Source organism: Cupriavidus necator, assembly GCF_040578825.1.
Taxonomy (GTDB): Bacteria; Pseudomonadota; Gammaproteobacteria; order Burkholderiales; family Burkholderiaceae; genus Cupriavidus; species Cupriavidus necator_E.
Genome location: NZ_JBEFLI010000039.1, coordinates 20,231 through 32,473, shown reverse-complemented (window position 1 = coordinate 32,473; position 12,243 = coordinate 20,231). Strand labels below are relative to the sequence as shown.

Sequence of the window (12,243 nt, the reverse complement as noted above, 5' to 3'; positions counted from 1 at the left end):
TCTCGTTTTTTGCAAGGCTAACCGGCCTGGTGCGCCGGCTGCCGCGGGCCGGCGGCCGGCCGTGCCGAGGCGGGGTTGGAGGCCGCGGGCGCGCTGTCGCTGACCCTTACCGCGCCGGGCACTGCCGACGAGCCTGGCACATGCAGCTCCTGGATCGGCACGGCGAGCTTGCAGCCGGCGGCTTCCAGTACCTGCTTGATGCGCTCGTAGAAGGCGAAGCGTACGTTCCAGTAATCATCGTTCGAAGTCCAGTAGCGCACGTTCAGCGTAATGCCCTGCTGCGTGTAGTTGACCACCATGGTCTCGGGCGCGGGCTCGTCGAGCAGGCGCCGCTCGCGCACCAGCATTTCGCGCAGCGCTTCCAGTCCCTTCTGCACGTCGCTGTCGAACGTCACCGTGGCCTCGATATCGGCGCGGCGCGTCGCGTTCTCGCTGTAGTTGGTGATCGCGCTGCCCCACAGCTTGCCGTTGGGCACGCGCAGGCAGACGCCGTCGAACGTGGTCAGCTCCGTCATGAACAGGCCGGTCTCGCGCACGGTGCCGGCGACGCCCTGCGCATCGATGTACTGCCCGACGCGGAACGGCCGCAGCAACACCAGCATGATGCCGGCGGCGATGTTCTGCAGCGTGCCCTGCAGCGCCAGCCCGATGGCCAGGCCCGCGGCACCCAGCATGGCGATGATGCTGGCGGTCTGCACGCCGAACTGCGACAGCACCAGCACGATGGTCAGTACCCGCACCATCCACTGCAACGCATTGGCCAGCAGCGGACGCATGGTCGCGTCGACATGGGTGCCGCTCAGCGCGCGCCGCGCGGCGGTGGCGATGCGTCCTGACAGCCACCAGCCGGCGATCAGGATAGCAATGGCCGCCAGGCAGTTCATGCCCTGGTTGATGGCGAACTGAACCAGGTAAGTCCAGCCGGCCTCCAGCTTGTCTGCGTCGATGAAGTTGAGGTCCATGGGAGCGGCTCCGTTTTGCGTTGTTGTTCCGATCGTGGTCGAGCGCAATGCGCCGTTTCGGAAAAGCGGTGCCGCGGCGCGCGCGGCGTACCCGTTTCTGCGTGCCTAAGCGTGCCTCAGCGTGCGTCGGCGGACGTCATGGGCCCAGCCTCATTGCCCGTATCCGCGGGATTTACTTTGACAAATTGATGAACGTTGAATGCACGATGTCAGACGATCACCGACAAAGCCGAGTCACGCACTACAGTGAAGGGGACAAGCAAAGCGGGATTTGGTTTCCGGCCGATCCGCCGCGCGCGCAGCCGTGCCGGCGCCAGCCGTTGCGGCGCCGAGGCTGGCGCCGGATCTAGTTTTCGCTCGGGGACGCGTGAACGCAGACCGATGCGCCAGCGCGCCAGCCGCCCGGCGTGACGCCGAAGGCAGCGCGAAAGCGATGGCTCAGGTGGCTGGCCGAGGCAAACCCTGCGCGCGCCGCCACCTCATGCAGGGTCAGGCGCGGCTCGCTCAGCAGCCGCTGCGCGCGTTCCAGCCGTGTGCGCAGGATCCACGCATGCGGCGGCATGCCGAACGACACGCGGAACATCCGCGCGAAATGGAATTCGGACAGACCGGACAGCGCCGCCAGCTCACCCAGCGTCGGGTTGTGCGCGGGATGGCTGTCGATCCAGTCGCGTACCAGGCGCCTTGCCTGCGCCGACAAGCCACCGCGCCATTCCATCGATGCCGCGCGGCCCGCGTGGCTTAGCACCAGGTGGCTGACGGCCTCATGGGCCAGCGCGTTGCCGGCCATGCGCGCTTCGGGTACGCGCCAGTCCAGCGCGGCCAGCCGCCGGCTCAGCGCGAACAGGTAAGGATCTTCGGCAAAGGTCAGGTCGCGCAGCGCCACCGCGCGCGGCTCACGATCCAGCAGGCGCACGCAGTGCCAGGCCAGGTATTCGGGCCGGAAATACAGGTGCAGGAAGCGCTGGGCACCGCCCACATGCCAGCGCGACGCATGATCGGCCGGCAGCAGGCACAGCCGGCCGGGACCCCCCTTGTTGCCGGGCTGGTCGCGCCGGTAGGTGCCGTGCCCCCCTTCCAGGTAGACCGACATGGTGTGGTGGCCAGGCTGCGCGTAGTCGGTACTGTCGTTCCGGTTGCGCCACAGCGCCAGGCCCAGGCCATCGCCCAGCGCAGTGGCGCGTTCGAGCGAGGCGCGCGAGCCGCTGAGCGCGGCAAACACCGCGTGGCGCTGGAGCGGGTCGGTGGGATTGGCCATGGGGCTGGAGGACGTTGAAAGGGCGCGCTGTCGAGCGTTGCGGGATCGTGCCGGGTCCAACTTTCAGCGACGAAAGTTGGCCGGCAAGCCCAGACTATACCGCCGCCAGCACCGGCCCCGACGCACGCAGAAACGGGTACGCTCGCCAGCCCATGGGCTCGGTTTTGCCGCCGCTCAGGCGGGATGGTCGTGCAGCTTGTCGCGCGAGGCCAGCGCCGGAAACAGCCGCATCCACACTGCCACCACCAGCAGTGTGCCGACGCCCCCCAGGATTACCGCGCCCACCGGGCCAAACAGCGCCGCGGTGACGCCGGACTCGAACTCGCCCAACTGGTTGGACGCGCCAATAAACACCGAATTGACCGCACCCACTCGCCCGCGCATGTCGTCGGGGGTATCGAGCTGGACCAGCGTGGAGCGCACCACCACGCTGATCATGTCCGAGGCGCCCAGCACCACCAGCGCCGCCATCGACAGCGGCAGCCAGGTCGACACCCCGAACACCACGGTGGCGACGCCGAACACCGCCACCGCGCCGAACATGATGGGCCCGGCGCGCCGGTTCAGCGGATGGCGCGCCAGCCACAGCGCCATTGCCAGCGCGCCGATGGCCGGCGACGAGCGCAGCAGCCCCAGCCCCCACGGCCCGGTGTGCAGGATGTCGCGTGCGTAGATCGGCAACAGCGCGGCGGCGCCGCCCAGCAGCACCGCGAACAAGTCGAGCGAAATCGCGCCGAGCAGCACCGGACGGCTGCGGATATAGGCAAAGCCGGCAAACACGGTGCGCACGCTGACCGGCGCCGTCAGGCGCTGCGCGGCCTGGCGCAGCCGGATGCCGCTGACCAGCACCGCGGCGATGACGAACAGCGTGGCGCTGAGCGAGTAGACCACGCCCGGTCCCGCTACATAAGCAAATCCGCCGATGGCCGGGCCGATGATGATGGCGGTCTGGCCGGCCGAGCTTGCCAGCGCCACCGCGCGCGGCAGCTGGCGCGGTGTCACCACGCTGGGCAGCAGTGCCTGCAGCGTCGGGTTCTCGAACGCGCGCGTGGCACCGATCAGCGCGACAAAGACAAAGATATGGTGGCTGTCAATCCAGCCGCTCAGGCTCGCTACCGCCATGCCGGCGGCCAGCAGCGCCTCGAGCGACTGGCAGGTACGCACGATCTTGCGCCGGTCGAAACGGTCGGCCACGTGGCCCGACATCAGGATCAGCACCACCGACGGCAGGAACTGCACCAGCCCCACCATGCCGAGCATCAGCGGATCGCGCGTCAGGTCATACATCTGCCAGCCGACCGCCACGGTAAAGATCTGGTAGCCGATGGTGGTGCACAGGCGTGCGAACCAGTAGCGGCGGAAAAACGCGTCGCCGAATACGCTGTCCGGCTCGGCGGCCGGGACGGTGGCAGGGGAAGACATGGATGAGGGAGAAGGCGGAGATTGGTGTGCGCCGGGGCCAGCCTGCCCGACGCCGGTCAGGCTCGGGCGTGCGTGACGCACAAAGGCAAGATTCTAAAGCGCCTGCTGAATAGCTGCATACAAATGCCCACAGCCGCACACTCCCGGCGGGACAATGCGCCCACGAGATGTCGATATTACGCCTCACCCATGTAGCCTTAATGTCTCTACATTGATGCAGAGATACCACAATTGCCCCGGCTGACGTGCCGGGTGCCTCGCTTTTGAGAATCAGTCGCATTTATAATCGCCGCCCATTGGCGCGGCCGCCGACTTTTCTCACCCGGCTTGCGGATCGCGCTGCCTTTCAGGAATCTCATCTTGCAGCCCGCTTTCCGCCTTTCCGTCGGTGCCTTCGGCGCCGCCCTGCTGTGCGCGCAGCTTGCCCACGCCGCCGAACCCGCTCCCGCTGCCGCTGCCGCGGCCACTTCCGAAACCACGCTGAACGCGGTCACCGTAGTCGGCAACTGGCTGGAAAATGCCAACGAGGCCAAGGTACTGGAGCACCCGGGCGCGCGCACCATCGTCGACCGCCAGACTTTCCAGGAAGCCGGCGCCAACAATGTCCGGGAAGCGCTGCGCCGCATTCCGGGCGTGCAGGTGCAGGAGAACAACGGCACCGGCGGCAGCGATGTGTCATTGAACGTGGGCGTGCGCGGACTGACCTCGCGCCTGTCGCCGCGCTCGACCATCCTGATGGACGGCATTCCGCTGGCCGTGGCGCCGTACGGCCAGCCGCAGTTGTCGATGGCACCGCTGTCGCTTGGCAACCTGGAAACCATCGACGTGGTGCGCGGCGCCGGCTCGGTGCGCTACGGCCCGCAGAACGTGGGCGGCATCATCAACTTCGTCACGCGCCCGATCCCGAAGACGTACGCCGCCGATGCGTCGATCGAGACCGACATCTACAGCCACGGCGGCAATATCAAGACCAACCCGACCGCGTTTATCGGCGGCACCAACGAGCAGGGGCTGGGCGGCGCGCTGTTGTACTCCGGGATCCATGGCAACGGCTATCGCGAGAGCAACGACCACGTCAATATCGACGACCTGCTGCTCAAGGGTGCTTACCGGATCTCCAGGACCGATGCGCTGAGCGCGTCGTTCCACTACTACGAAGGCACGGCCGGCATGCCGGGCGGCCTGACGCCGGGGCAGTACGCGGCCAATCCGTTCCAGTCGGTGCGCCCGTTCGACAATTTCAGCGGCCGCCGCCACGACTTCAGCCTGAAGTACAGCCACAACGACAACGACCGCAAGTTCGAGGTGCTGACGTACTACACCGACAGCTTCCGCGGCAGCAATATCGAGCAGGAAGGCACCGGCGCGCAGGCGGGACGCCGCCGCCTGACCGCGGCGCCGCGCAACTACCACACGTTCGCGATCGAGCCGCGTTACTCGCAGCTCTTCCGTGGCGAGAGCATGAGCCACGAGGTCAGCGTCGGCTACCGCTTCCTGCGCGAAGCGAGCGACGAGCAGGCCTCGCGCACCGCTTACTACTTGCCGGGTTCGGTCGATGCCACCACGCTGGCTTCGCCGGTGTACCAGTGGCGCACCGGCGGCACCACCGCCAACGCGGTCTATATCGACGACACCATCAACGTCGGCAACTGGACCATCACGCCGGGCCTGCGCTACGAGTTCATCCGCGCGAACGTGACCGACCGCTTCACCGACGTGCGCCGCGACGTCTCGTCCAACGAGCCGCTGCCCTCGCTGGCCGTGATGTACCACGTCAGCGACCAGTGGAAGCTCTTTGCCAACGCCGGCGTGTCGTTCGGCCCGTTGCAGTACTTCCAGATCGCGCAGACCACCAACGGCCTGACGCCGGAGAAGGCCAAGACCTACGAGGTCGGCACGCATTTCAACGCCAATGGCTGGGGCGGCGAGCTGACGCTGTTCAATATCGACTTCGACGACGAGCTGCAGTTGCGCGGCGGCACCGGCGGCGCGCCGGATGCGTGGACCAACCTCGGCGCCACCACCCACCGCGGTGTGGAGTCGTCGCTGCGCTATGACTTCGGCGCGCTCGACAAGTCGCTGGCCGGCCTGTCGGCGTATGCGACCTATACCTTCACCGAAGCGACCTACAACCAGGGCAACTTCGCCGGGCGCGACCTGCCGTTCTACTCGCGCCACGTGGCCACGGTGGGCATGCGCTATGCGCGCAACCGCTGGGCGTTCAATATCGACGGGTTTGCGCAGTCAAAGCAGCGCTCGCCGGGCGATCCCAGCACGTCTACGACGTACCAGACCGCTGAAAGCGCCAACGGTGCGCTGGGCGATATCCCCGGCTATGCGCTGATGAACCTGCGCGTGGGCTATGACTTCGGCAAGGCCGCGCAGAACCTGAAGGTGGCGGTGGGGGTGAAGAACGTGTTCGACCGGCGCTATTTCACGCGTTCGACGGATAACAATGCCGGCAAGTATGTGGGGATGCCGCGGACGTTCTATATCCAGGCGTCGCTGGCTTACTAACGCTGCGGGACTCGCGTACTGACGCCTGCATTGAAGTCCACCGTCCCACGCGGACGCTCCCCTCGCCCGCAAGCGGGAGAGGGGAGCAAACCCTCAGATAGCAAAACGGCTCGCATTAGCGAGCCGTTTTGCATTGCAGTCGCGTCCGCGATCAAACGATCTCACGCGTCTCCAGGAACTGCAGGTTCGGGAACCGCTCCTGCGTGAGCCTCAGGTTCACCATGCTCGGCGCCAGGTACACATGATCGCCAGCGCCATCGAGCGCCACATTGTGCCCCGCCTTCGCGATCAGCTTCTCGATCTCCGCCGCATCGCCCTTGAGCCAGCGCGCCGTCGCGCACTCATGCGATTCGAAGATGGCATCGACGCCGTACTCATGCTCCAGCCGGTGCGCCACCACATCGAACTGCAGGATACCAACCGCGCCCAGCACCAGGTCATTCGACGCCAGCGGTCGGAACATCTGCGTGGCGCCCTCTTCCGCAAGCTGCTGCAACCCCTTCTGCAACTGCTTGACCTTCAGCGGGTTGTTCAGGCGCGCGCGGCGGAAGAACTCCGGCGCGAACGACGGGATGCCGGTGAATTTGAGCGGTTCGCCCTCGGTGAATACATCGCCCAGCCGGATGGTGCCGTGGTTGGGTACGCCGATGATATCGCCGGCGTAGGCTTCCTCAGTGGTGTTGCGATCCTGCGCCATGAACGTGATGGCGTTGTTGATCGCCACGGTCTTGCCGGCGGACACGTGCAGCAGCTTCATGCCGCGCTCGAAGCGGCCCGAACACACGCGCACGAAGGCGATGCGGTCGCGGTGGCGCGGATCCATATTGGCCTGGATCTTGAATACGAAGCCGGTGAACTTTTGTTCCTGCGGCTCCACCACGCGCGAGTCCGTGTTGCGCGCCAGCGGCGGCGGCGACAGCTCGCACAGCGCGTTGAGCAGCGACTGCACGCCGAAGTTGTTGATCGCCGAGCCGAAGTAGACCGGGGTCTGCTTGCCGTTGAGGAACGCTTCCTTGTCGAAGGTGTGCGAGGCGCCGCGCACCAGCTCGATCTCGATGCGCAGCTCCTCGGCCTGGCTGCCCAGGATGCGGTCGAGTTCCGGATTGTCCAGCCCGTCCAGGATTGCCGCGGTGCCCTTGTCGCCGTGCGGGTCGAACAGCTGCACCTTGTCGTCGATCAGGTGGTACACGCCGCGGAAGGCCTTGCCCATGCCGATCGGCCAGGTCATCGGCGCGCACTGGATCTGCAGCACGTCCTCGATTTCATCGAGCAGTTCGATCGGCGAGCGGCCCTCGCGGTCGAGCTTGTTGATAAAGGTGAGGATGGGCGTGTCGCGCAGGCGGCAGACATTGAGCAGCTTGATGGTCTGCGCTTCCACGCCGTTGACCGAATCGATCACCATCACTGCCGAGTCGACCGCGGTCAGCGTACGGTAGGTGTCTTCGGAGAAGTCCTCGTGGCCCGGGGTGTCGAGCAGGTTGACGATGTTCTCCTGCGCATTGCCGTTGCCAGTGTCGCGGCGGTACGGGAACTGCATCACCGACGAGGTCACCGAGATGCCGCGCTGCTTTTCCAGCTCCATCCAGTCGGAGGTGGCATGGCGGTCGGCCTTGCGCGCGCGCACTTCGCCGGCGACCTGGATCGCGCCGCCGAACCACAGCAGCTTTTCGGTCAGGGTCGTCTTGCCCGCGTCGGGGTGGGAGATGATGGCAAAGGTGCGACGACGCGCAATTTCAGAAACGAGCGAGCTCACGGCAGGAGTTTGACTGGGAAGTAGGATTGGCCCGGCGGGTGGCCGGTACCAGGACCGGCAGCGCCGCGGGCGGCGGTGGGCCGGGCCCTGCGGGCACGCGTTGGGAATGAATGGGGCGCTATTTTACCGGTTCGCGCGCCGCAGCGGGCCGATTCGTCCAACTACCCCCAACTACGCCGCCAGCTACTCCGCGAGCTTCTCCGCCGGTTTGCCGCGCAGGCTGCCGAACTGCAACGCGTACTGGCGCGTCAGCTCGGCGCCGAAGAAGAAGATCTGCGCCGAGTAATACACCCACAGCATCAGCGCCACCACCGAACCCGCGGCCCCGTACGAGGAGGCCACGGCGCTGTTGCCCAGGTAGAGGCCGATCAGCCGCTTGCCGATCGAGAACAGCAGCGCGGTGATGACCGCGCCCATGGTGACGTCACGCCAGGCGATGCGGGCGTTGGGCAGCATCTTGAAGATCACCGCGAACAGCGTGGTCACCACGACGAAGGAAAACGCCGTCGAGATCACGTCCGCCACCGGCGCGAACCAGGATTGGGTCCATAACTGGCCCCAGACGCGCTCGACCACGGCTAGCGCCGCATTGACGATCAGCGACACCAGCAGCATCAGGGCCAGCACCAGCACCAGGCTGAACGACAGCAGCCGTGCGCGTACCAGTTGGCGCCAGCTTGCCGTCTTGGGCACTGGCACATGCCAGATGTCGTCCAGGCTGCTCTTGAGTTCGACGAACGCGCTGGTGGCGCCGACGATCAGGATGCCTGTCGCAATCAGCGCAGCCATGCCGCTGCCGCCCGCGCGGTGCGTGGCGGCCAGGATTTCCTGGATCGCCGCGGCGCCCTGCTCGCCCACCAGGCCCCGGATCTGCGAAAAGATCTCGCCGCGCGCGGCTTCGGCGCCGAAGAACAGCCCGGCAATGGAGATCACCAGCACCAGGATCGGCGCCAGCGAGAACAACATGTAGAAGGAGAGTGCCGCACCCTTGCTGGCAGCGCGATGGTCGAACCAGGAACTGACTGCCGCGCTGACCACGCGCACCGTGCGCGCCCCGGTATGGCGGTCCGGCAGCCAGGGCGGTCGATTGGTCCGGGGCTGCGGAGTCCCGCCGGTAGAAGGAGAGGACGGCTGTTCGGTCTTTTCGCTCACGGCCTGTGTGCTTGCCCGCCCGGGGGCATCTGCGTTCATGATACTGCGCATCGCGCGCTTTGCCCAAGGCGGCGCCGCCGGGCGACCTGCTACAGTAAGACCAGGCATACCTGCCGGCGCAACCCGTGCCGCGCGCCGGCGCAAGGAGGCATCTGTGACCCGCATCCTCTACGCACGCCCGGTGGCCGCACTCCTTATTGTCGGGGTGCTTGGCTGTGCCGGCTGCGAGCAGCGCGGCCAACCCGGCCCCAAGCCCATTTCCGGGACGGGCGCCGGGACAGCATCCGACCGCCCGGCCGCAACGGTCCCCGCCACGCCTGCCAATCCCGGCGCACCAAGCGCACCGAGCGCGCCAGCATCGGGCCAGGCACGCTGACTAGCCGCGCTGGCGGGACTGGGCCGTACCCATTTCTGCGTGCCCGCGACAACGGCCAGCCACACCGTCCTGCACACGGCCCGCGACGAACATCCGGGCCAGGCCGCATGCGTTGTGCCTTTCTCCGCGCTGTTACGCGAATGCAAGGCTGATGTAACGCAAGTTTCAGTCGTGCAACCCGGTGCAATGCCGTCCCGGCAGGCATGTCGGGGCGCGCTATCCGCACCCCGCGCCCCCCACGGGCAGCATCCGTTGCCCGACTGGCAGTCCGGGCGCGCCAGCGTTCACGTGGCGTGCGTTACAACGGCGAAACCGATTGATTCGTCATCGCACGCCGGCGCCGCCACCAATCCTGCCCGCCCGCCGCAAACCCGCATGGCATAAGCCTTTGCGGCCATTGGCACACTTGTCGCTCAGTATCGGCAGGGACGCTGCACGCGTCAGTGATCAACGATCCGCCCTTGCACGCAGGAGACAATCCAGCCATGCGTCATCCGCCATCACGCATGACGGCGCGCCGGCGCTCATACCGGCTGGCGGGCCCGCCACCGTCCGTGACGGACCTGCTGTCGCCGCCGCTGCTGCCCTCTCCGCGCACGCATCCGCCGCCGGTCGCGACGGCCGTGCCGTGCGCGGCATGCAGCATCAGCAAGGGACCGGCCTTCGCCCGCGCCGCCTGCCGGCGCCACGCGGGCAAGCGGCGCGCCTGAAGGCGCCCGCCGCCGGTCGGAGAGGGGCTCACTGCCACAGTGCTGCCAGCAGGAACATTGCAGGGGCGCGAGCCAGCGCGCCTGCACGGATTTGTGCTCCGTCCCCCGGCGGGCACTTTTTTCCACAGGGAGGCGCTGTCCATGAAAGCCGCAATCCTTGCCGCCGCGCTGGCCGTCTGCTCAGGCGGCGCCGTGGCGGCGAGCTATGCATGGTTCGATCGCCCCGAAGAAGCCAGCGCCAACAGCCATGCCGCCGTCAGTAACGACAGCTATGTGCGCGGCTGGGGCTGGGCCTGGGGCGAACTGCGCATGCGGCCCGATGCGCCCACCACGCCGGCGCCGCAACCCGGCCGCCAGGCGCGCGACAGCCTGGATCGCCGCGACGCGGTGCCGTGGCGCCAGCAAGACGAGCCGCGCCATCCTCGCGGCAAGATCAGCATGAATCTCGCGACGGGGCCGGCAGCGCATGCTGGCCGCGGGGGGCAGCGGGTGTACTGAAGGGGTGTACGGAAGGGTTGTGCGCTGACGTGCCAACTGGCACGGGGAAAGGAGGAACCGGCGAGCGGACGTCGCCGTCTCCCCTTTCCTGGGCGCCTCTGACTTGCGCTTGCGCGCCTGGCGGCTCGGCTATTCGCCCGGGGACGCCTGGCTCTCCACCCGGATATTGTGCTTGTGCATGAGCCGGTACAACGTCACGCGCGACACGTTGAGCTCGCGCGCGGCCGGCACCACGTGAAAGCCGTGGCTGGCCATCACGGTACGGATCGCCTCGCGCTCGGCCTCTTCGCGGATCGCGTCGAGGGTCTTGCGCGGCAGCTCGGCGCCGCCATGCAACTGCAGATCCTCGGCCGTAATCTTGCGGTTGTCGGTCATCACGATCGCGCGACGCACGCGGTTGATCAGCTCGCGCACATTGCCCGGCCAGGCGTATTGCATCATCGCCTGGGTCGCGCATGCGGAGAAACCGCGGATGCGGCGGTGCGCCTCGTGCCCGTGCTCGTTCAGCACCGCGTTGGCCAGCAGCAGGATGTCCTCGCCGCGCTCGCGCAGCGGCGGGATGGTCAGCGTCAGCACGCACAGCCGGTGGAACAGGTCGGAGCGGAAGCGCCCGTCTGTTTGCGCCACCACCAGGTCCACGTGCGTGGCCGAGATGATGCGCAGGTTCAGCGGGATCGACTGGTGTCCGCCCAGGCGCGTGATGGTGCCTTGCTGCAGGAAGCGCAGCAGTGCCACCTGGCTTTCCAGCGGCAGGTCGCCGATCTCGTCCAGGAACAGCGTGCCGCCCTGCGCCTGCTCGATCCACCCGATCTTGCGCTGGTTGGCGCCGGTGAATGCGCCCTTCTCGTAGCCGAACAATTCGGACTGCACGAGGTGCGAGGGAATCGCGCCGCAGTTGATGGCGATAAACGGACCCTTGCGCCGGCTCGACGCATCGTGGATCGCTTGCGCGGCGAGCTCCTTGCCGGTGCCGGATTCGCCGGAGATGAATACCGGCGCCTCGTTGTGCGCGACCTTGGCCAGTGAGCGGAACATCGCGCGCATGGCCGCGCATTCGCCGATCATCGTGCCGCGCGACGCGCTCTCCTGCACGCGCACGCCATGCAGCGAGGCCATGCCGTGCGCATGCTTGAGCGTGTAGAGCAGTTCGTCCGCGGAAAACGGCACGCGCACATAATCGACGCAGTAGTCGCGGATCAGCCGGCGCACGCGGTCCTCGGCGAGCATGGCTTCGGAGGTGATCGCCACCCAGGTGACATGCAGGTACTGCAGCGCCTGCTCGAGCTGCGTGAACTCGGCCTCGCTGTAGTCGGACTGCAGGTCGATCAGGCCGGCCATCGGCGCGCTGGCGCGCACGACGCGCTCGAGATCGCGCACCTGCTGCACGCGGCGGACTTCCCATCCCGCGCCGAAGCTGGACGGGTCAACACCAAAATCTTCATGACGCGACACGACCACGATCTGTGCAGTGCGTGACGCCTTGCACAGTCGGTCCATCACGATCTCCCGGACGTTAGGCTTGTTCTTGGTTCCGGCACCCGTGGCCACCGCCGCGGCTTGTTGCCGAGGGGTGCGGTGGGGCTGAACTGGCTGCG

The 12,243-nt window shown here is 67.1% G+C and carries 9 protein-coding genes; 3 read left to right on the top strand and 6 right to left on the bottom strand.

Going from position 1 to position 12,243, the window contains the following annotated elements:
• Nucleotides 1-17 precede the first annotated feature (17 nt).
• The 3 genes from AB1I47_RS19510 to AB1I47_RS19500 form a co-directional block, all read right to left on the bottom strand.
• A complete protein-coding gene (locus tag AB1I47_RS19510; protein ID WP_354685382.1) occupies nt 18-962 on the bottom strand; it encodes a mechanosensitive ion channel family protein in 945 nt (314 codons plus the stop codon).
• A gap of 346 nt (nt 963-1,308) precedes the next feature.
• Nucleotides 1,309-2,220, bottom strand: a complete 912-nt coding sequence (locus AB1I47_RS19505) for an AraC family transcriptional regulator (RefSeq protein WP_354685381.1) — start codon at nt 2,218-2,220, stop codon at nt 1,309-1,311.
• A gap of 174 nt (nt 2,221-2,394) precedes the next feature.
• On the bottom strand, nt 2,395-3,642 hold the full coding sequence (locus AB1I47_RS19500) for an MFS transporter (RefSeq protein WP_354685380.1): 1,248 nt from the start codon (nt 3,640-3,642) through the stop codon (nt 2,395-2,397).
• A 360-nt stretch (nt 3,643-4,002) separates the two neighbouring features.
• On the opposite strand from AB1I47_RS19500, the gene AB1I47_RS19495 reads away from it, so the two are divergent.
• Nucleotides 4,003-6,159: a TonB-dependent receptor family protein gene (locus AB1I47_RS19495; RefSeq protein ID WP_354685379.1), complete on the top strand. Its 2,157-nt coding sequence runs from the start codon at nt 4,003-4,005 to the stop codon at nt 6,157-6,159.
• Nucleotides 6,160-6,310: 151 nt separating this feature from the next.
• On the opposite strand, the gene AB1I47_RS19490 is transcribed toward AB1I47_RS19495, so the two are convergent.
• Together AB1I47_RS19490 and AB1I47_RS19485 are read right to left on the bottom strand one after the other, a co-directional pair.
• The gene (locus AB1I47_RS19490; protein ID WP_354685378.1) at nt 6,311-7,912 is read right to left on the bottom strand and encodes a peptide chain release factor 3; all 1,602 of its coding nucleotides are present in this window, start codon (nt 7,910-7,912) and stop codon (nt 6,311-6,313) included.
• Nucleotides 7,913-8,095: 183 nt separating this feature from the next.
• Complete coding sequence (locus AB1I47_RS19485; protein WP_354685377.1) at nt 8,096-9,115, bottom strand: YihY/virulence factor BrkB family protein; 1,020 nt, start codon at nt 9,113-9,115, stop codon at nt 8,096-8,098.
• An 810-nt stretch (nt 9,116-9,925) separates the two neighbouring features.
• On the opposite strand from AB1I47_RS19485, the gene AB1I47_RS19480 reads away from it, so the two are divergent.
• Both AB1I47_RS19480 and AB1I47_RS19475 read left to right on the top strand, forming a co-directional pair.
• Nucleotides 9,926-10,150, top strand: a complete 225-nt coding sequence (locus AB1I47_RS19480; RefSeq protein WP_354685376.1) for a hypothetical protein — start codon at nt 9,926-9,928, stop codon at nt 10,148-10,150.
• Nucleotides 10,151-10,291: 141 nt separating this feature from the next.
• Nucleotides 10,292-10,648 (top strand): hypothetical protein, encoded by a 357-nt coding sequence (locus AB1I47_RS19475; protein WP_354685375.1) that lies wholly within the window; start codon nt 10,292-10,294, stop codon nt 10,646-10,648.
• A gap of 129 nt (nt 10,649-10,777) precedes the next feature.
• Here AB1I47_RS19475 and AB1I47_RS19470 read toward each other — a convergent pair whose 3' ends face one another.
• Entirely contained in the window at nt 10,778-12,145 is a 1,368-nt protein-coding gene (locus AB1I47_RS19470; protein ID WP_354685374.1) for a sigma-54 dependent transcriptional regulator, read from the bottom strand.
• Nucleotides 12,146-12,243 lie beyond the last annotated feature (98 nt).